The sequence below is a fragment of the Cognaticolwellia mytili genome, from assembly GCF_002104475.1.
Classification (GTDB): domain Bacteria; phylum Pseudomonadota; class Gammaproteobacteria; order Enterobacterales; family Alteromonadaceae; genus Cognaticolwellia; species Cognaticolwellia mytili.
On sequence record NZ_NBOF01000006.1, the window covers coordinates 97,800 to 117,703 of the forward strand.

Below are 19,904 nucleotides of genomic sequence, written 5' to 3' on the forward strand. Positions count from 1 at the left end.
TTAATGTCAGTAAAGTATAAAACCTGCAACGAAAAGAAACGAAAACCAACGTAAATGTTATGTAAATATCCTAAGCACAGTAAAATTAATACGCTATGATGAAGGCAATTAAATACTCACAACCTTGTGGTAAAGATGAAAAAACATAAACTTTTATTAATTGATGACGATAAAGAACTAGCCGAGTTGTTATCTGATTACCTTGCTACAGAAGGTTTTGAATTAGTTTGTTGCTACGACGGTGTATCTGGCTTAGAAAAAGCATTCGATGATAGTATTTCACTTATTTTATTAGATGTTATGATGCCTGGCTTGACGGGCTTTGAAGTATTAAAAGCTCTTGGAGGCAATCATAAAACGCCTATTTTAATGTTAACTGCAAAGGGCGATAACGCTGATCGTATTCTCGGTTTAGAGTTAGGGGCTGATGACTACCTGCCTAAACCTTTTCAACACCGTGAATTGCTAGCCCGTATAAATGCTATTCTTCGACGCATTGATATTGTACAAACCAGTAAAGAACAAAGTAGCACGTTAGAAGTTAATAGTGTCATACTCAATCATGCAACCCGCCAAGTCAGCTGCCATAACGAGTATGTAGAGCTGACTGGCACTGAATATCAAATCACTGAATACTTAATGTCTAAACCCGGTGAAATTGTCAGCAAAAGTGAAATTTCCGAGCGAGTACTTAAACGAAAGTTAAGCGCTTTCGACCGCAGCATTGATATGCATGTAAGTAATATAAGGCGAAAACTTTTGCCTTTTAGTCCGAGTGATAAACTCAAGACTATTCGTGGCGCTGGCTATATTTTTCTAGCTGGTGAGCTTAACTAATGATAAGGTTTCACAGTCGATTTTCCTCAATAGGGGCAAAGCTGTTTATTTGTTTTTGGCTAATCGTCGTATTAACGATAGGTATCACTCGCCTTGTTTCTGAGCAATTTCGTCCAAAAAGCTTTATTGTCCCCACCCATCACTCAGATATAAGTAAGCTTGATCGCATCAAAAACTTAATTTCTCGTCAGGCACCGATGAACCCGCAAGCTTTGTTGACAATATTACCCAAGCGGATGGACAAAGAATTATTAGTGAAAAACATGCTGAGTCAAGAAGTTATATCATCAAAATCTTGGCATATTTCACATTTGGCAAGCTTTCTAAGTGAAAATAACTTAGATAGATTAACTACAGTGAAGTTTGAATTTTTCCGCATGACCGGCCCTATTGCTATAGAGATAAATAACACTCCTTATCAAGTTTTTCTCGCGAGTCGCGATAGAAAATCTCGTTTGGGTGCTTTTATGTTACGGCTACCAACTTGGATTCGTATCAGCATCCCCATTATTATTAGCTCAATCTTTCTTTGGCTGCTGACTCGCTCGTTAACTAAGCCGCTGGTAGCAATGCAAAAAACAGCCGCCCGCTTTGGCGATGGCGAATTTACCGCACGAGTGCCGTTAGCAGCGCAACGTAATGATGAAATTGGTGCTTGTGCAAGCAGCTTTAATTTAATGGCCGAAAAATTGGAGCAAAACATTGGCTCTCATCAACGTTTGATGGCTGATGTTTCTCATGAATTACGCTCTCCAATGACACGCTTACAAATTGCTTTAGGGCTTGCACAGCAAGAAAATATTGCCCCAACACTACTACAAAAACACTTACAACGCTGCGAGTTAGAAGTTGCACGTTTAGATGAAATGATTTCTAGCGTTTTATCACTTTCTCGCATGGAAAACACCATCAGCCAAATGGAATTGATGTCTGTTGACCTTCAGCAATTATTAGAACTTTGTATCGAAGACGCTCAGTACATTGCCAATGAGAAATCAATTACGATTACACTTAAGGCCGCAAGCACCTGTTTAACTCAGGCAGATCCTAATTTACTTTCCAGCGCCTTTAATAATATTTTGATTAATGCTGTTAAATATAGCCACCCAAGTGACACACTTATAGTTTACTTAAGACAAAATAGTAACAGCTTTACTATAGACATTGTTGATAGCGGTACTGGTGTGCCATTAGAAGATTTAGACAAGTTATTCGAACCCTTTTACCGTGTTGCACAAGCACGTGACCGAGCAACTGGCGGTACAGGTTTAGGTATGGCAATAGCTAAACAGGCTATTGTTGCGCACAACGGGCATATTCATGCGAGCAATAATCAAGGTAATGGTCTTACCGTCACCATTGAATTACCTGTCATTATCAGTAAAGATAGCTTATAAGAATCAAACTAATCTATGTAAAAATAGCTTATATATTTATAACTTATGGGAATATTCTAAATGGCCGATGCGGTAAGCATAATTGCGAAACGAACACTAACATCTGAAAAAATTATCGCTATCGATGCCTTTTGGCAAAATGCAAATCAAGCAACGTTTACCAGCACTGACAAGATTAAAATTGCTTACGTGACAAACTTTAAACGTGCTGAAGAATCTTATATCGTCATTATACCTGGACGCTCGGAAAGCTATTTAAAATACCAAGAACTAGCTTATGATCTGGATCAGCAAGGATACGATAGCGTTATTATTGATCACCGTGGACAAGGGTTGTCAGAACGCCTTCTAGCAAACCGATTTAAAGGCTATGTAGCAAAGTTTGATGATTATGCTGACGACCTGCACCAGTTACTTAGTCAGGTGCTACCTAGTTTACACCCAGAAAAATCACATAGCCCTTTTATGTTAGCTCATTCCATGGGCGGAGCAATTGCCTTACGATACCTACAAAAACACCAAAATAAAGTGCAGTCATTAGTTCTTAGTTCACCAATGATAGCGGTATCAAGTGGTGGTACACCAAGTGCAATAGCTGAATTTATAGTAAATACGGGCACAAAAATAAATCAATGGCTTTCAAGCACACCTTGGTATTTCTTGGGGCAAAATGACATTAATAAAACATCTTTTGCCGACAATAAACTCATGCATTCAAAAACACGATTTCAACGCTTTCGAACGCTATACGAAGAACAATCGGAACTAAAATTGGGTGGTGTAACATTTCATTGGCTTAGCCAAGCATTGATCACCAACAAAAACATATTCAATGACCTTGCTAAGGTAACTCAGCCAGTGTTAATGATGCAGGCAAGTGAAGAGCATATTGTAGATAATGCAGCGCAAAATAGCTTCTGTCAGCAGTTATATAAAATTAATCATACCGCATGTATTGGTGGAGAACCCAAGATTATTTCAGGTGCTTATCACGAGCTATTTTTTGAAATTGATAAATATCGAGACATTGCGCTAGACTCTGCAATTAACTGGTATTCATGCAAGTCATAGCGTAAAACAATGATGTTAATCAACAGGCTTTTCATTGTTGGCTAGCTCATTACTGACAACTGATGAAGGATCATGGTGAATCAAAACCTCACACGGGGCTAAAGCCTGAATAATTTCAGCTTCAATCGCTTCACCAATGCTATGGGCTGCTAAAAGAGATAAGCCATCATCTAACTCTAAGTGAAATTGAATAAAGCGATTTTGACCTGCTTGACGTGTTCTTAGCTCGTGTAAGCCTAATGCGCCTTCATGGGCATAGACAATCTGCTTTATTTTATCTAATTCGTCTTCTGTAAGTTCATGATCCATTAGTTGATGCACACTCATCCAAATAATTTTACTAGCACCTAATAACAAAAATACACCAACACCAATAGTAAATACACCATCGGCTTGCAACCAATAACCTTGGCTTAAAAATAACGCCAATAATACGCCCAAATTGAGTAAAAGATCAGATTGATAATGCAGAGCGTCAGCACTTATCGCAACAGAACGGGTTTTAGCAATTACGTATTTTTGCACCAGCACCAATAACAACGTCATCACAATAGCAATAATTGATACCCAAATACCGACCTCAGTTCTGACAATTTCTTGTGGGTTTATTACTCGGTCAACACCATTAAAAACGAGTAGCAATGCAGAGCCAAGTACAAATGCGGCTTGCACAAGTCCAGCAAGGCTTTCAGCTTTACCATGGCCAAATTTATGTTCATCATCAGCAGGGGCAAGTGCAAAGCGTAATATAACTACGTTCATCACTGAAGCAAATAAATCTAGAATAGAGTCTGTTGCTGAGGCAAGCATGGCGCTGGCATCAGTCGCAAACCAAGCATAAATTTTGAGTACGACGAGTAATAACGCTGTAGCAGTGGCAGTAAATGCCGCTAGTTTAACCAGTGCAGCATAGCGTTCTGACGGTAAGTTATTGGTTTCCATGTTGCCCTCAATTAATAATGCGAATGCCAATTTACAGATAACGTTTTAGCTATTTTAATTACTTTACTTTACCAACGACACCATAAATTATTTAGCATAATTATAATTAAAGCAGGTTATAATAATATTCATTATTGAATTTATTAAGTGCTTGATATGTTAGACGTCGTTTTATTCCAACCTCAAATTCCACCTAATACGGGTAATATTATTCGCTTGTGCGCTAATACGGGTTTTAGGTTACATCTTATTGAGCCATTAGGTTTTGATCTAGAAGATAAAAAACTAAGAAGAGCAGGATTAGACTACCATGAATTTGCAGCGTTGAAACGCCATGCAAACTTTCAAAGCTTTGTAGAAAGCGAACAACCTGAACGTATTCTTGCCGTAACGACTAAATCAACTGGCTATTATGGTGATGTAGATTTTAAAGCTGGTGATTATTTATTATTCGGTTCAGAAACTGGCGGTTTACCAGAAGATGTTAGGCAACAAATCCCTGATCAAGATAAAATCAGGATCCCAATGTTAAAAGACAGCCGCAGTATGAACTTATCTAACGCGACCGCCGTTATTGTTTACGAAGCATGGCGTCAATTAGGCTTTGCAAATTCAATTTAGCTACTAAGCAATCGTAAGTAACCATCAATATTATGAGCACAAAAAAAGCGCATTACGTTAAGTTAATACGCTTTTTTAATTTAAGCTAATTTTCTACTTCTATTGAGAAAGTCATTCAAATTTTCGTTCGCGAGACAATAAGTCTGCTGCTGCAAGTTTGGCATCTTTACCACAATAAAGTACTTGATAAACTTGCTCAACAATCGGCATTTCCACGCCCATGCGTTCAGCCAGCATATGAACTTCTTTAGTATTGCGATAACCTTCAACCACTTGACCAATATCCGCCATCGCTTTTTCTACCGTTTCACCGTGACCTAATGCCAAACCAAAACGACGATTACGCGATTGATTGTCAGTACAAGTTAATACTAAATCGCCTAAGCCAGCCATCCCCATAAAGGTTGACGCTTGTGCATTCAAAGCACAACCTAAACGCGTCATTTCAGCTAAACCACGGGTAATTAACGCAGTGCGAGCGTTCGCACCAAAGCCAATGCCATCAGCCATACCGGCGCCAATAGCAACAACGTTTTTCACCGCACCACCAAGTTGAACGCCAATAAAGTCATTATTGCTATAAACTCTAAATGTTCTTTCACAATGCAACAGATTTGAAATATCGCTAACAAAGTCTTCATCGCTTGATGATAAAGAAATAGCCGTTGGTAAACCTGCCGCCATTTCTTTTGCAAACGTAGGCCCTGAAAGCACCGCAAGAGAAATATCTTCCCCTAGCGCTTCTATGGCAACATCTTGTAGTAGTCGACCAGAATCATGCTCTAAGCCTTTAGTCGCCCACACCAAACGCGCATCTTGACGCATATGGGGCTTGATTTGACTAAGCACTTCACCAAAAGCATGACTAGGCACAACTAATAAAACATTTTTGCTGGCACTAGCTACCATGGCTAAGTCAGCACTAACAGCTAACGAGTCTGGAAACTTACTCCCAGGCAAATACTTTTCATTTGCACGGCTACTGGCCATTTCTGCGACATGGTTAGCATCACGGCCCCAAAGCAAAGTTTGGTGGCCATTACGCGCTAAACAAATAGCTAACGCAGTGCCATATGAACCGGCACCAATAACAGCTATAGCTGCAGACTTATCAGTCATAAATTAATGCGTTTCTGTACTAGCAGGCGCTTGCTCTGCTTGTGCTGCACGTTGCTGCATGTAGTTAGCAAATAAAGCTTCAAAGTTAACCGGTGCTAAGTTAATTTGTGGGAATGAACCACGGCTTACTAAGTTAGCAACTGATTCACGCGCATATGGGAATAGTGTAGTTGGACAAAATGCACCAATAGTATGTGCCAATTGCGCTTCAGGCAAGTTACCAATAGTGAAAATACCCGCTTGCTGTACTTCAGCTAAAAATGCTGTTTGCTCTTCAATTTTAGCGGTTACTGTCAATGACAAAGTCACTTCATAAGTATCGTCAGCCAATTTATTTGATTTTGTATCAATGTCTAATTGAATTTCTGGCTTCCATTCTTTTTGAAAAATAGCCGGAGAATTTGGCGTTTCAAAAGAAATATCTTTCGTGTAAACACGTTGAATCGCAAATTGTGGTGCTTGTTGCTCGTTTGTTGCTTCTGCGCCGTTTTGGTTTTCGTCAGCCATTTTCTTATTTCCTATGTTTTCGTCATTCATTGACGAATTAAATTCTAATTTTCACTTACGCCTGCTCTATTCAGCCTGCAATAAGTGTGGTTAATTTTCCTTGGGCATGCAAAGCAAATAAATCATCACAACCACCGATATGTTGGTTGTTTATAAATATTTGCGGAACTGTTGAAGCCCCTTGGCTGCGTGTGATCATTTTCTCACGCAGCGCTGCATCACCGTCGATTTTAATTTCGTGGTAAGCAGCCTGCATATCATCAAGTAAAGCTTTCGCTCGCATGCAATAAAAACAAGTTACTTTAGTGTATATTTCAACTGCCATCATGATACCTCGTTGTGTTTGTTACTTTTTCGCAACTGGTAAGCCAGCACTTTGCCAAGCATTCATACCACCTTTAAGCAAATTCACACGAGTAAAGCCTGCTTTAGCCATTTGGCTAGCAACTTTACCGGCACTGATACCTGCCGTACATACAATAATGATGGGATCATCTTTATGTTTTTCAAGACTTACGAAATCATTTTTACTAACTTTTTCACTATCAAGGTGAATTGCATCGACAATATGACCCGCTTTAAAGTCTTTATCGCTACGAGTATCAACAACAACACCCGACTCTCTATTCACTAAGAAAGTCATTTGTTGCGTACTCAATTGTTTAATCGGCGACATTTGAATTCTAATCGTTAACACGACAATCATTGAAACAATGGCAAGCCAAGCCGCGCTTAATAAAGGTTGGCTCATTGCAAACGTAATAAGTTGGTCCATAAATTCTACATTCTAATTAACTAAAATTGGCAACAGTATACAGGCTAATAAAATAAACCCAAACTGAACTTTTCATGGAGTTGGGCTTTTAATGTTTATAAGACGATGCTGATCGAATAAACAACAACTTTCAACGCAAAACTGCAGGTAAAACTGAAACATTTTCTCGCGATGTTCAGAAGATATTAGGCTCGTCTCTTGATATACTGGCGGCGAAATTTACATATTGTCCCATTAATTGACGTTTTATCACTCATTGAATGATTAAAGGAAGCCGTAATGCCAAACAAGAAGTCGACAGTTCTTATTATTTTAGATGGTTGGGGATACAGAGAAGATCCTGAGTCCAATGCTATTTATCATGCCAAAACACCTGTACTCGATAACTTAATGGCGAACAAACCTAACATGCTGATTCAAACATCTGGCATGGCGGTAGGTTTACCTGAAGGACAAATGGGTAATTCAGAAGTTGGCCATGTAAATTTAGGTGCCGGGCGTATTGTTTATCAAGATTTTACTCGCATCACTAAAGCTATTGAAGATAAAGAGTTCCAAGCCAACCCTACACTATCAAACGCGGTAGAAACGGCTGTAGAAAATAATAAAGCGATACATGTTTTTGGCTTATTATCTCCAGGCGGTGTACACAGTCATGAAGAACATATATTTGCCATGCTAGAAATGGCAGCAAGTAAAGGTGCAAAAGAGGTTTACTTACACGCATTTTTAGATGGCCGAGATACTCCACCGCGCAGCGCAGAAACTTCACTAATTAAAGCGCAAGAAAAGTTTGCTGAACTTGGTTGTGGTCAAGTTGCTTCCGTTATTGGTCGTTATTATGCAATGGATAGAGATCAACGTTGGGATCGTGTTGAATTAGCGTACGACCTAATGGTATCAGGCGAAGCAGAATATCAATATAGTTCGGCAACTGATGCCTTAAATGCCGCTTATGAGCGCGATGAAAACGATGAGTTTGTTAAAGCGTCTGCTATCACTGATAGTAAAGGCGAAACAATAAAAGTAAATGATGGCGATGCCATGATATTTATGAATTTTAGAGCCGATAGAGCCCGTCAATTTAGTCGTTGCTTCACTCAAGCTGATTTCTCTGGCTTTGTTCGCAAACAGCAACCTAAAATAAGCAGTTTTGTTATGTTGACTGAATATGCGGCTGACATTAACGCACCATGCGCCTTTCCTACGGTAAAACTCGATAATGTTTTGGGTGAATGGCTAGAGAAACATAATAAAACTCAACTACGTATATCAGAAACAGAGAAATATGCTCATGTGACATTTTTCTTTAGTGGCGGTAAAGAAGAGTTATTTAAAGGCGAAGAACGCATTCTTATACCTTCTCCGCAAGTGGCCACTTATGATTTACAACCAGAAATGAACTCAACATTACTGACCGATAAACTTGTTGCGGCGATAAAAAGTGGTGAACATGACTTTATTGTTTGTAATTATCCAAATGGCGATATGGTTGGCCATACGGGTGATTTTGATGCTGCCGTAAAAGCCTGTGAAGCTGTCGATATCAGCATTGCCAGAGTGTTAACCGCACTTGAGGAAACAGGAAGTGAATGTTTAATTACTGCCGATCATGGTAACGCAGAACAAATGCTTGATAATAATTCCGGACAAGCTCATACAGCACATACCTGTGAACCTGTACCACTCATTTATGTCGGTAGAAATGCCCAAGCTGCAGAACATGGTGCGTTAAGTGATTTAGCCCCAACCATTTTATCCTTAATGGAATTACCACAACCACAAGAAATGACCGGCAGTAATTTAATGAAATTAAGCTAGGTCGTTATGATGTTTTTAACATTGCAGCATAAAAGTAATAATTCTTCTGTCATCACTACTATTATGGCTGTAGGTTTATTGCTTTTTATATTTTCTTTTCAAGTATTAAGTCAAGATAAAGCAGTTAAAAATACCGATAAAACCAACCAAAAACTTAATGATATTCAGCAAGCTATTTCTCAGCAAAAACGTGCACTCAACACCACTAAGGTTAAAATTAGCGATTTAGAGCAGCAATTAAAAGCCGATGATATTGCGATTGGACAGATAGCAAAAACACTATCGACAACCAGTAATGACCTAAACGATACACAAAAAAAATTAAGCCAGCTCAGCGTAGAAAAGCAACAATTCGAATCAGAGAAAAAACAACAAGAGAAAATTTTAGCAAAACAGCTACGAGCGGCCTATTCAACCGGGCATCATGATTACTTAAAATTAATACTAAACCAAGAAAATTCTGCCAGTGTGCAACGTACCATCACCCATTATCAGTACTTAAACAAAGCCAGAATTAATGAGATAGAAACCTTTAAAGAAACCATTGTTCAGCTCAATAAAATAAAAACGCAGCATCAGGCACAAGTGGCGCAATTGCAGCAATTAACCCAAGCACAGAACCAGCAGAAACAAATTCTTGAGTTATCTAAAACCAAACAGAAACAAACCTTAAAAGCACTTAATAGCAAACAGCTTAATGGCCAACAAATATTAACTAAGCTTGAACAAGAGGAAGCTTCAATTGTTGCGTTACTTAAAAGAATGGCTGAAGCCGCACGTGCTGCTGAAAACTTAGTTGGTTTAAGTAAATTAAAACGAAAACTCAGTTGGCCAGTTCGCGGTAGAATACAACATAGTTTTGGCACAAGAAAACAGGGCTATTTAAAATGGAAAGGCGTTTTCTTATCTGCCCCCATTGGCCGGCAAGTAAAGACTGTCCATAGTGGTACTATTTTATTTTCAGACTGGCTTAAAGGTTACGGGCTGGTTTCTGTGGTTGATCATGGTGACGGTTACATGAGTTTATATGGCCATAATCAAGCATTACTTAAATCAGTTGGTGATCGCGTAGAAGCCGGTGAGCCTATTGCATTAATAGGTCAAAGTGGTGGCCAAACTCAATCAGGGCTTTATTTTGAAATTCGTCATGCTGGAAGAGCAATGAATCCAAAACTTTGGTGTAGATAATGCTCAATTTAATGATTAATAAGCCACTGTCGATTTCATCTTGGTTACGTGTTACGCTCAATAGATATTTATCATGATGAAAAGGCTCTTTGTGTCACGAATATTTCTGGCTTTTTACATATTACTTAACTTGCTAATCTCTCCTTGGGCATCAGCAAAAGCATTGCAAGTAGCCATTATCATTGATGACATTGGCTATCGAAAAAGTGATCTGCAAGCTTTGGATTTACCTGGCAATATTAGCTACGCGATCTTACCACGTACACCTTATGGCCGGTCTTTGGCACTACAAGCAAAAGCAAAAAGTAATGACGTTATTCTTCACATTCCAATGGAAGCTCGAAATGGAAAAAAACTAGGGCCTGGTGCACTAACAAGTCAAATGAATGAAGCTAACATTCGACAACAATTGTCTGATGCCTTTGCTGAAGTGCCATTTGCACTAGGCATAAATAATCATATGGGTAGCAAACTCACTGAACTATATGAACCAATGGCTTGGACAATGAAGTTTCTAAAAGAACGAAACTTGATTTTCATTGATAGTATGACCAGCCGGGCTAGCCAAGCAGAACAAGTCGCAAAAAATTTTGGGGTACCAAGCTTACATCGACATATATTTCTTGATAATCAATTACAGCACTCATACATTAGTGGGCAATTTAGCAAGCTTATTTTGGCAGCAAAAAAACACCAACCTGTCATCGCTATTGCTCACCCACATCCAGAAACAATTAGCTCGCTGCTTAGACTACTACCACTATTAGCTGAGAATAATATAGAACTAGTGCCAATTTCAAAATTATTCATTGCTCAAGAAACTGATTCGACTAAAAAAATCAACGCTGACGAATAATACCTAAAGCACTCTATATACTAATAGAAAATATTAATCATCCTGCCGATTATATTTTAATGTGATGTTTATTTAATAATTTATGTAAATATTTCACTGGTATCGCATAAGTGATACCACTAGGTTTACTAATCACCGTTTCTTTACTTTGTTGAACAAAAACTTTATTGATAATCCCTATCACCTCACCAGTTTCAATGTCGTACAAAGCACTACCACTATTACCAGGGTAAGCTGTGGCATCTAATTGATAGACTAAATACGGGTCACGTAAGCGCTTTAGCACCGCAATACTAATTTGCCTTGAATCATCAACCGGAATAATTGTTGGTGTTATCGCGGCAACTAACCCTTTATGTGTCACTGGATAAAGTCCTAGTACAGCCCCAATCGGAAAACCAGTAAAAGCTACATCACTACCTTCAGGGCGAAAGTTACTATCTGACAATTGCATTGCAGGTAAAGGCAGGCCATCAATTTTAAGAATAGCGATATCATGCTCTTTATCTGAAGCAATTAATGTCGCTATTCTTACTTTTTCCGCAGCACCTCTACCAGTAAAAACTGCTAACTTTTGCAATAAGCTTTCGTCCAACTCTTTAGCAATTACATGACTATTAGTCACAACATACGTACCATCGCCAATAACAAAGCCACTGCCATAGAGTTGATTTTTCGGCTGGCCTGTCGGAGTGTAGACTCCAATACCAACAACCGAAGGCTTTACTAAGCGCACTGTTTCAACTAGACCACTGTAGGCTGTTGCGCTTAACAACACACTCAGTGATATTAATAACAATAGCAGTCGGTTCATATTTCACTCTTTCTAAAAATTAATAATTATTAGTTGAAGTTAGCACACTTTGTCGCTAGCGAATTCTAAATTTTTGCCCATACTTAAGTAACCTAAATATGTGGAGAAAATTATTTGGCTAATATTGTACCTATTTTAGCTGGCGGTGGCACACGACTGCCCGCTCATATTGGTGTATTGCAAGCGTTAAAAGACTTAGGTATTAATTTTTCTCATCTTGTTGGTGTATCTGGAGGGAGCATCATTGCCAGTCTTTATGCCACAGGACTTTCAATAGCAGAAATTAAACATATTGCAGTAACGACCAATTATAATCAATTTAGAGGTTTCTCATTAGTAAGCTTAATTCGTAATGGTGGATTAAGCTCTGGTGATGCTTTTGAGCAATGGGTTGATCATCATTTAAAAGGGAAAACATTTGCCGATCTCGATCATAATTTACATATTGTTGCCACCGATGTAAAAACAGGCCGACCTGTTATTTTCAACCGTAATAGAACACCTGGCATGAAAATATCTTTGGCAGTTAGATTCTCGATGTCAATTCCATTAGTTTTCAGTTTTAAAAGCTTTGGCAAGCATTTGATGGTTGACGGTAGTATTTTATCAGAAGACGCCCTACATCGTGACTGGGCAATGGATGGCACGCCGGTATTGTGCTTTAGACTGCGAGGCGAACATGAATACAATGAACTTAAAACCAATGGGCTATTCCCCATAGTTAACTACGTTACACTACTCATTAGAACATTTATGACCACCATATCTCGTGAATATATAAATGATGCTTTTTGGCACAATACTATCATTATCAATACAGGGCTATCTTCGGCAGTTGACTTTGGTTTAAGTAAAGAAAAAAAAATGACTTTATTTGACATTGGCTATCAAACCGCAATGGAGATAGTTCCGATTAAGACTAAGCTAAAAAAGCAAACACTTAATATCGAGTAAATCATTAAAATGTCATATTAGTTCAATAACTTAACTAATATATTCTATAATTATGTATAACATGCTAAATTAATTGTATAACTAGATTAAAAACAAGTAATAATGGTATCAATACATAACCTTTATAATACGCTAGAAAGCTGAGGTCATAATGAGTTGGAGCAAGAAATTGCTAAATGCGCCGGTAATTGGAAATGTCGCTAAACGACTTGCATCAATGAAAGTTAATCATGACGCAATGAATATTGCTGAGCACTTCACTCAATTTTTACAGCCTGAAGTAGCAATCAACGATGAGCTTAGAGATGAAGTATTTCGTATTCGCCATAATGTTTATTGTGAAGAATTAGCTTTTGAACAAGTAAAAGATGAAGGGAAAGAGCAAGACGAATTCGATGCTCAATCTATTTTTTCTATGATTAAACATAAACCAACAGAAACATACACTAGCTGTGTAAGGGTAGTAAAGTCAATAAGCGACGATGAATTACTACCGATAGAAAAATATTGTATGGCAGCCATTCAAAATAAAGAACTACATCCAAGTAACTTTCCCCGTCATGAAATAGCAGAAATATCTCGCCTAGCAGTAAAAGCTGACTTTAGACGACGTAAAGCCGATAAGTTTAAAGGTTCAGCTATTGGTGCTATTAGCGAAACAAGCTATTCTGAAACGGAACTCCGCTGTTTTCCTTTTATTGCTATTGGCCTATATATGGCGGCGGCAACTATGAGTATAGAAACTGGAGTTAAACATGTTTATGTGATGATGGAGCCTAGACTGGCCCGTAGTATGAAGTTTGTCGGTATAAATTTCATACAATTAGGTGATGCTATCGATTATCATGGCTTGCGTGCACCTTATTACATCAACCCCACCATTTTTATGGAGAACTTAACGCCAGGTTTTAGATGCCTATATAACGCTATAGAACGTGATATTTGTAGTCAACTAAGACGGTTAAATTAACAGAGGATAAAAATGTTTTTATTTGTAGTGGCTCATACTTGGTCTAGCAGTGAGCCAGTGTATTTTTTCAGCTTAAGTTCGAGCTAAATTACTTTCATTCCAAATTCACTTTCTATCAAGCAAAATATCTAGCAAAGTTCGCCCACAGCACTTTGCATTACTGGGTTATTTCATTGTTTTCCTATGGTGGCATCGCTTTTTTTCATATAGCCGATATCGTTAATCACAAGATGCGACTGATAATCACGATGCTCTGCATATTCACTATATCCATCAATTAATATAAAAAGTAATGGAAAATCTTATATTTACGTCTCAAAATAGCACCGTTTTCGTCAAGCCCTCGAGTGTTATTGAGATCTTCAGTTAGGTTCATTAAACATGCTTTGTATATAATGGTTGGAATCGCTGGGTTGCTAGTATGTAATATGAGAGTTACCTTTTTCGTTTTGATTAAAGTCCGACACTTTAATCAAAACGGGAAAATATCGAGATGAGATGCAAGGTTTAGTCGGAGGTAATAGATTATTTGCACAAATAAATTATCGAGATAATAGTAACTTCTTCTCTTTTTGTGCTGCTGTTACTGCGGTTATATCATTCAGTATGCCTTGAGCATCTTTATCGTTATTATTTGCTAATAATATTTCAACAAAGTTTAATGCAATATCTACATCTTTTTTCATAGATAATTCATATGCTTCTTTAGCCTTTATTAGTGCTTCGCTCTTTTTATTAGACTTCAACAAAGCATAAGCATAAGTGTCAACTACGCTAGGCATTTTAGCATTAAGCGCATAAGCTTGCTCTGAGTGCTTTAATGCCAGCCTAAATTTTTTCTGTTCGATATAAAGCCAAGACAAGTTATTTAATACCACAATATTATTAGGTGCAGCTTTGGCAAGTCGCTCGTAAACCATAATGGCCTTACTTTTATGTTTTGATAAGTACATATCAGCTAGACTCAAATTTACCCTTAGATCAATCTTTTTACCGATTTTTTCTTTATTTGAAAATCTTTCCAGTAGTTCAATTGCTTGCGGTTTTTGGTTATTAGCTTCTAATGCTCTGGCAAGAAAAGTTACATTACCACTCGTCGGTTTCACGTTATATAGTTGTTGAAGTTTAGGTATAGCCTTAGCAAACTTTTTTTCAAGTAAAAAAATTCGACCTTCGATTCCTGCCATCAAGTCATCATTAACATCAAGCTCATTCAAATCATCCAGCAATGCCCTAGCGTCGAATACACGGGAGTTTCTCAATAATATTTGCATTTTCAACAAATTTATCATTATATTACTGGGGTGTATTTTCTCAGACTTTTCCAAAATCTTTAATGCTCTATCTGGCGATCTTTTACTAGCCCAATAATTAGCGAGTAAAAATACAGGCTCGATATGATAAGCGTTATTTTTATGCCATTTATTCAAAATTAAATATACATCTTTACCTTCCGGTTGCTTAGCGTTAGCAGCAAGTACCAACTGCCAATAGCGTTTCGGCGTTTTTATATTTAGCTGATAACTATCTAATACATTACTAGCTTGCTTGAATTGATTTAACTGCATAAGTGCATCAGCTAATAAAATACCATATTTAACATTGTCCATATGATCTTGCTGCGCTTTAGTTATAACCTTTAAACCCGCTTCGTCTTTATGAAACTCAAAATATTGATAAAGAATTTCAATATTATTTGGATGAGACCTTAATGCCTGCTCGGTTAATAACTTGGCTTGTTTCACGTCTTTTTGGTAAGCAGCCAACTTCACAATTTTGGTTAAAGCAAAAGCATTATTTGGCTCTAATTGTAAACTTTTTTCTAAAGCAACTTTTCCTTTTTCCAACTTGTTTTTCTTGAAAAAAATGGCTGCTTGCAAATTATATCCTCCCGCTTTATTTGGATATAATTCTAACCATTTATTCGATATTTTGCTTGCTCGCGCTAGATCCCCTGATTTAATTGATGCAAAAGCCAGTGCAAGTTCTGCGGAAATCAATTCAGGGTTTTGTTGCAATGCTAATTCTAACTTTTCAATGCCGGAGGGGTCATTCATCATTAACTTTAAAATACCAGCTCTTGCTGTTCCCTCAGCAGAAATATTACTCGAGTTCGCGGCATAATCAGCCATTTCTTGTGCTTTATCGTAAGCCCCTGCCTCTAGTAATTCATAACTTAGCACTGATAAGAAATGTGCATTTTTTTTAATTTTTTCATCCGAGTCAGAGAGTGTTTCGCTAATATCATCAATTAACCCTAATTGTAACTGACTTAATGCAAGCATTCTTTGCGCAGAGTGGTCCACTGGAAGATGGGGAGTCAAGTCTTTCAAAAAACTATAACTTTGTTTATAGTTCTTCAAATAGTATGCGCTTGCTCCTGCAACCAATTTTAAGCTAAAAGAGTTAAATCCAGCACTTATTGATTGATTTGCAAGGTTACTTGCAGCTTGGTAGTCTTTGTCTTCAAAACGCGCCATTGCCTTAATATATTGTAAGAAGGGCTGGTTAGGAATTTTAGCTAAAATAGCGTCAGCAATTTTCTCAGCTTCTTTATACTGCCCATTTTTAATCAAAGAATCAGCAATGAATAGTTGTACTTTTCCATAATTGGGTTGCAACTTTTGATATTGCTTAAAGCTATCAACAGCTAGAGAATAATTTTTTTCAACTGTTGCTATCTGCCCCTGCAACATAAGGGCATCGACATTATTGGGTGTTGCTTCTAAAATACGTTCAACAAGTGTTCTCGCATGTCCTGTATTCTGCTTCGAAATCTCTAAATAAGCATTCGCAAGCATGCTATAGCCATCCGAAATAGACAAAGCAGAATCAACTGTTACTTGAGCAAGTTTGTCATTCCCCGTTCGTACTGCCGCCATTGTTTTATATGCGAGATATTGAGTACTTAACTGAGACAGTGTCTCCTCTTGGTCTTGAAGAGCAAGAATATCTGCATCAGATTCAGTCAACATATATGCTCTGGCCAGTAAAGGCATCACTTTATCGATATCGTATTTAAATCTATATGCTCGCTCTAATTCCTTTTCAGCATTTTCAGCATCACCTGTACTCAGATATAAACGTCCTAATAAAAACCTAGCCTGAGCATTTTTAGTGTCAACTTTAATCGCATTCTTTAATGAAATAATCGCAGCATTATCTTGCTTTTTAGCAATTAATTTTTCAGCTTTAATGATATAGCTTTGTGCGGATTCATCGTTCACGCACGCTGATAGCATTATGGCAACACTAACAAATATTATTGGTCTAAAAAAATTCATTTAACTTTCCTGTTGTTCTTATTAATAGTCAATAACTAAGCACACCTTATTGCTAATAAAAGGTATTATTAATGACGTATTTTCGATTACTTTTGCTATCAAAATAGTAAGTCAACAATATAATATTTAAGCTATGATGATAAAGCATTAATTTCACTTTAAAATAATATTAGAACAACCAAGACTGCTTAATGCAATATTCAAAACGTATAATTAGAGTTTCATTCATTGAGTCGGGTCCTATTACAACCATCAATTACACAATTAGATTAAGTTAAGGAGTATTAAATGTTTAACTACGAAGCTGCTTTTTCCAGAAATATTGGCTGGGTGACCGAAGATGAGCAGCAGATCCTTCGCAGTAAAAAGGTAGCAATAGCAGGAGCAGGAGGTGTCGGTGGCGTACATTTACTAACATTAGCCAGACTTGGTGTGGCTAATTTTAATATTTCAGATTTTGATGACTTTGAAGTACACAATTTCAATCGTCAATCTGGTGCTTTTATGTCTACGTTAGGGGAGCAAAAAGTAGACGTGATGGAGCGAATGGCTCATGACATCAACCCGGAAGCAAGCATAGAATCTTTCCCCGAAGGAATATTCGAAAATAATGTGGATGAATTTCTTGAAGGTGTAGATTTATATGTTGACGCTCTAGATTTTTTTGCCCTTCAAGCTCGAAAAACTATTTTTAAAAAGTGTTACGAAAAGAATATTCCGGTTATTACTGCAGCGCCGTTAGGCATGGGAGCAGCTTTTTTATGCTTTATGCCAGGAAAAATGACCTACGAAGAGTACTTTCGTTTTGAAGATAAGAAAACTGAGAACGATCAACTGATTCAATTCCTTATTGGCTTATCTCCAGCTATGTTACAACGCTCTTACCTTGTTGATGAGAGTCGCGTAAGTTTCAAAGAAAAACGTGGTCCTTCCACCCCTATGGCAGTGAACCTTTGTGCAGGTATAGCTGAAACTTATGCTCTTAAAATACTATTAGGTAGAGGTGAGATAATCACTGCGCCTTATGGCCTACATTTTGATGCATATCGAAATAAATATAAAAAAACATGGCGTCCATTTGGTAATGCCGGCTTAATACCAAGAGTAATGTTCAAAATAGCTAAACGCATCGTAGCAAAATAATTGTTTACATCATTTCTTTCTTGGAATGGCTATCAAAATTTGTCAGAATACCCTATTACCACTATGAGACACAGGCTATATTGCAGTTAAGTTATTACACAACATATAAGCCATAAATTAATTGCATGTCATTCAAATGCTAAAATAATAAGTTAAGGAAAATAATGAAAGTTACAGTTTTTGGTATCGGATACGTAGGCTTGGTCCAAGCAGCGGTTTTAGCGTCAGTTGGACATGATGTAGTTTGTGTCGATATAGACCAGGATAAAGTAGATAACCTTGAAAAAGGATTAATTCCTATTTATGAGCCTGGCCTAACCCCACTAGTTCAAGAAACTTATAAAAATGGTCAATTAAAATTTACCACTGATGCCAAGGCTGGCATTGAACACGGCAGTATACAATTTATTGCTGTGGGAACACCTCCTGATGAAGATGGTTCAGCCGATTTAAAATACGTACTGGCTGTAGCAGAGACCATAGCAAAGCACATGGATGAGCCAAAAATAATTATTAATAAATCAACTGTTCCCGTAGGAACAGCTGACAAAGTAAAAGCCAAAGTAGCTGAAGTTTTGACAGGTAGGAACTTACAAATAGATTTCGATGTTGTATCTAATCCTGAATTTTTAAAGGAAGGCGCTGCTGTAAATGACTGCATGAAGCCGGACAGGATTGTGGTAGGTACCGACAGTGTATCTGCTCAAGCAGAGATGCGTGAATTATATGCTCCGTTCAATCGAAACCATGATCGCATGATATTCATGGATGTACGTTCTGCTGAACTCACTAAATATGCAGCAAACTGTATGCTAGCAACTAAGATTTCATTTATGAATGAAATGTCGAATTTAGCTGAATTATTAGGGGCTGACATCGAAGCAGTACGTCATGGTATTGGTTCAGATTCTCGCATTGGTTACCAGTTTATTTACCCTGGTTGTGGTTATGGAGGTTCTTGCTTTCCAAAAGATGTACAAGCACTTGTTCGCACAGCACAAGGTATCGATTACAAACCTGCATTACTAGAAGCTGTAGAGTCTGTTAACTATGCACAAAAGCAAAAATTGTTCAAAAATCTAAGTACATATTTCAACGGCGAACTAGCTGGTAAAACGGTCGCAGTTTGGGGGCTATCATTCAAACCCCAAACTGATGACATGCGAGAAGCATCATCAATGGTATTAATGGAATCTCTTTGGCAGGCTGGTGCAAAAGTTCAAGCTTATGACCCGGAAGCCATGGAAGAATGCCAACGCATTTATGGTGTGCGTGATGACTTATCTTTAGTGGGCACCAAAGAGTCTGCGCTAAACAACGCTGATGCATTAGTTGTTTGTACAGAGTGGAGCCAATTTAGAGCACCTAATTTTGATTTAATTGAAAAGTCTTTAGCTCATAAAGTCATTATTGATGGCCGAAACCTATACGATCCCGCCTTATTGAAGCAACGTGGTTTTGCTTATTATGGCATTGGACGTGGTGAAAGTGTTCAAAAAACTAGCTAGATTGAGTTAATAAAAGGCATACATCAAAGGCATAATTTCTCAATATGAAAATATTGAGAAATTTAACGTCTTTCACAATATCGTTCCAGCATTACCA

18 protein-coding genes are annotated in these 19,904 nt (G+C 37.7%); 11 read left to right on the top strand and 7 right to left on the bottom strand.

Features of this window, described 5'->3' with window-relative positions; all coding sequences use genetic code 11:
• The first annotated feature begins 135 nt into the window (after positions 1–135).
• From B7C41_RS18095 to B7C41_RS18105, 3 genes are read left to right on the top strand one after another with little or no spacing between them, the layout of a single operon-like run.
• Complete coding sequence (locus tag B7C41_RS18095; protein WP_085300386.1) at positions 136–837, top strand: response regulator; 702 nt, start codon at positions 136–138, stop codon at positions 835–837.
• Positions 837–2,234: an ATP-binding protein gene (locus B7C41_RS18100; RefSeq protein WP_085300387.1), complete on the top strand. Its 1,398-nt coding sequence runs from the start codon at positions 837–839 to the stop codon at positions 2,232–2,234. The genes B7C41_RS18095 and B7C41_RS18100 overlap by 1 nt, the downstream gene beginning before the upstream one ends.
• A gap of 60 nt (positions 2,235–2,294) precedes the next feature.
• Entirely contained in the window at positions 2,295–3,305 is a 1,011-nt protein-coding gene (locus B7C41_RS18105; protein WP_085300388.1) for an alpha/beta fold hydrolase, read from the top strand.
• 15 nt (positions 3,306–3,320) lie between these two features.
• Here the strand turns inward: B7C41_RS18105 and B7C41_RS18110 are convergent, their stop codons facing one another.
• Positions 3,321–4,247: a cation diffusion facilitator family transporter gene (locus B7C41_RS18110; RefSeq protein ID WP_085300389.1), complete on the bottom strand. Its 927-nt coding sequence runs from the start codon at positions 4,245–4,247 to the stop codon at positions 3,321–3,323.
• Between the two features lie 156 nt (positions 4,248–4,403).
• On the opposite strand from B7C41_RS18110, the gene trmL reads away from it, so the two are divergent.
• On the top strand, positions 4,404–4,868 hold the full coding sequence (gene trmL / locus B7C41_RS18115; protein ID WP_085300390.1) for a tRNA (uridine(34)/cytosine(34)/5-carboxymethylaminomethyluridine(34)-2'-O)-methyltransferase TrmL: 465 nt from the start codon (positions 4,404–4,406) through the stop codon (positions 4,866–4,868).
• A 111-nt stretch (positions 4,869–4,979) separates the two neighbouring features.
• Here trmL and gpsA read toward each other — a convergent pair whose 3' ends face one another.
• The 4 genes from gpsA to B7C41_RS18135 form a co-directional block, all read right to left on the bottom strand.
• Positions 4,980–5,987, bottom strand: a complete 1,008-nt coding sequence (gpsA, locus tag B7C41_RS18120) for an NAD(P)H-dependent glycerol-3-phosphate dehydrogenase (protein WP_085300391.1) — start codon at positions 5,985–5,987, stop codon at positions 4,980–4,982.
• A 3-nt stretch (positions 5,988–5,990) separates the two neighbouring features.
• Positions 5,991–6,494, bottom strand: a complete 504-nt coding sequence (secB, locus tag B7C41_RS18125; RefSeq protein WP_085300392.1) for a protein-export chaperone SecB — start codon at positions 6,492–6,494, stop codon at positions 5,991–5,993.
• Positions 6,495–6,564: 70 nt separating this feature from the next.
• Complete coding sequence (gene grxC, locus B7C41_RS18130; RefSeq protein ID WP_085300393.1) at positions 6,565–6,822, bottom strand: glutaredoxin 3; 258 nt, start codon at positions 6,820–6,822, stop codon at positions 6,565–6,567.
• An 18-nt stretch (positions 6,823–6,840) separates the two neighbouring features.
• Positions 6,841–7,269: a rhodanese-like domain-containing protein gene (locus B7C41_RS18135; RefSeq protein ID WP_085300394.1), complete on the bottom strand. Its 429-nt coding sequence runs from the start codon at positions 7,267–7,269 to the stop codon at positions 6,841–6,843.
• Between the two features lie 279 nt (positions 7,270–7,548).
• On the opposite strand from B7C41_RS18135, the gene gpmI reads away from it, so the two are divergent.
• The 3 genes from gpmI to B7C41_RS18150 all read left to right on the top strand — a co-directional run bounded on the left by gpmI (position 7,549) and on the right by B7C41_RS18150 (position 11,134).
• Positions 7,549–9,090: a 2,3-bisphosphoglycerate-independent phosphoglycerate mutase gene (gpmI, locus tag B7C41_RS18140; RefSeq protein ID WP_085300395.1), complete on the top strand. Its 1,542-nt coding sequence runs from the start codon at positions 7,549–7,551 to the stop codon at positions 9,088–9,090.
• A 6-nt stretch (positions 9,091–9,096) separates the two neighbouring features.
• Positions 9,097–10,278, top strand: a complete 1,182-nt coding sequence (locus B7C41_RS18145; RefSeq protein ID WP_143764469.1) for a murein hydrolase activator EnvC family protein — start codon at positions 9,097–9,099, stop codon at positions 10,276–10,278.
• A 91-nt stretch (positions 10,279–10,369) separates the two neighbouring features.
• The gene (locus B7C41_RS18150; RefSeq protein ID WP_235839774.1) at positions 10,370–11,134 is read left to right on the top strand and encodes a divergent polysaccharide deacetylase family protein; all 765 of its coding nucleotides are present in this window, start codon (positions 10,370–10,372) and stop codon (positions 11,132–11,134) included.
• A gap of 49 nt (positions 11,135–11,183) precedes the next feature.
• Here the strand turns inward: B7C41_RS18150 and B7C41_RS18155 are convergent, their stop codons facing one another.
• On the bottom strand, positions 11,184–11,948 hold the full coding sequence (locus tag B7C41_RS18155; protein WP_085300397.1) for a S1 family peptidase: 765 nt from the start codon (positions 11,946–11,948) through the stop codon (positions 11,184–11,186).
• A gap of 114 nt (positions 11,949–12,062) precedes the next feature.
• On the opposite strand from B7C41_RS18155, the gene B7C41_RS18160 reads away from it, so the two are divergent.
• Positions 12,063–12,902: a patatin-like phospholipase family protein gene (locus B7C41_RS18160; protein WP_085300398.1), complete on the top strand. Its 840-nt coding sequence runs from the start codon at positions 12,063–12,065 to the stop codon at positions 12,900–12,902.
• Positions 12,903–13,053: 151 nt separating this feature from the next.
• Complete coding sequence (locus B7C41_RS18165; protein ID WP_085300399.1) at positions 13,054–13,872, top strand: PEP-CTERM/exosortase system-associated acyltransferase; 819 nt, start codon at positions 13,054–13,056, stop codon at positions 13,870–13,872.
• A gap of 542 nt (positions 13,873–14,414) precedes the next feature.
• Here the strand turns inward: B7C41_RS18165 and prsT are convergent.
• Entirely contained in the window at positions 14,415–17,156 is a 2,742-nt protein-coding gene (prsT, locus tag B7C41_RS18170) for an XrtA/PEP-CTERM system TPR-repeat protein PrsT (RefSeq protein WP_085300400.1), read from the bottom strand.
• A gap of 288 nt (positions 17,157–17,444) precedes the next feature.
• Between prsT and B7C41_RS18175 the strand changes: the two genes are divergently transcribed.
• Entirely contained in the window at positions 17,445–18,299 is an 855-nt protein-coding gene (locus tag B7C41_RS18175; protein ID WP_085300401.1) for a ThiF family adenylyltransferase, read from the top strand.
• Positions 18,300–18,463: 164 nt separating this feature from the next.
• Complete coding sequence (locus B7C41_RS18180; protein ID WP_085300402.1) at positions 18,464–19,807, top strand: UDP-glucose dehydrogenase family protein; 1,344 nt, start codon at positions 18,464–18,466, stop codon at positions 19,805–19,807.
• The last annotated feature ends 97 nt before the right edge of the window (positions 19,808–19,904 follow it).

What these genes read in the sequence shown, in the direction of transcription:
- secB (WP_085300392.1), bottom strand. Translation starts at nt 6,494, where the DNA reads ATGGCTGACGAAAACCAAAACGGCGCAGAAGCAACAAACGAGCAACAA.
- B7C41_RS18165 (WP_085300399.1), top strand. Translation starts at nt 13,054, where the DNA reads ATGAGTTGGAGCAAGAAATTGCTAAATGCGCCGGTAATTGGAAATGTC.
- B7C41_RS18155 (WP_085300397.1), bottom strand. Translation starts at nt 11,948, where the DNA reads ATGAACCGACTGCTATTGTTATTAATATCACTGAGTGTGTTGTTAAGC.
- trmL (WP_085300390.1), top strand. Translation starts at nt 4,404, where the DNA reads ATGTTAGACGTCGTTTTATTCCAACCTCAAATTCCACCTAATACGGGT.
- B7C41_RS18180 (WP_085300402.1), top strand. Translation starts at nt 18,464, where the DNA reads ATGAAAGTTACAGTTTTTGGTATCGGATACGTAGGCTTGGTCCAAGCA.
- grxC (WP_085300393.1), bottom strand. Translation starts at nt 6,822, where the DNA reads ATGATGGCAGTTGAAATATACACTAAAGTAACTTGTTTTTATTGCATG.
- B7C41_RS18105 (WP_085300388.1), top strand. Translation starts at nt 2,295, where the DNA reads ATGGCCGATGCGGTAAGCATAATTGCGAAACGAACACTAACATCTGAA.
- B7C41_RS18175 (WP_085300401.1), top strand. Translation starts at nt 17,445, where the DNA reads ATGTTTAACTACGAAGCTGCTTTTTCCAGAAATATTGGCTGGGTGACC.
- B7C41_RS18100 (WP_085300387.1), top strand. Translation starts at nt 837, where the DNA reads ATGATAAGGTTTCACAGTCGATTTTCCTCAATAGGGGCAAAGCTGTTT.
- prsT (WP_085300400.1), bottom strand. Translation starts at nt 17,156, where the DNA reads ATGAATTTTTTTAGACCAATAATATTTGTTAGTGTTGCCATAATGCTA.
- B7C41_RS18135 (WP_085300394.1), bottom strand. Translation starts at nt 7,269, where the DNA reads ATGGACCAACTTATTACGTTTGCAATGAGCCAACCTTTATTAAGCGCG.
- gpsA (WP_085300391.1), bottom strand. Translation starts at nt 5,987, where the DNA reads ATGACTGATAAGTCTGCAGCTATAGCTGTTATTGGTGCCGGTTCATAT.
- B7C41_RS18110 (WP_085300389.1), bottom strand. Translation starts at nt 4,247, where the DNA reads ATGGAAACCAATAACTTACCGTCAGAACGCTATGCTGCACTGGTTAAA.
- B7C41_RS18145 (WP_143764469.1), top strand. Translation starts at nt 9,097, where the DNA reads ATGATGTTTTTAACATTGCAGCATAAAAGTAATAATTCTTCTGTCATC.
- gpmI (WP_085300395.1), top strand. Translation starts at nt 7,549, where the DNA reads ATGCCAAACAAGAAGTCGACAGTTCTTATTATTTTAGATGGTTGGGGA.
- B7C41_RS18095 (WP_085300386.1), top strand. Translation starts at nt 136, where the DNA reads ATGAAAAAACATAAACTTTTATTAATTGATGACGATAAAGAACTAGCC.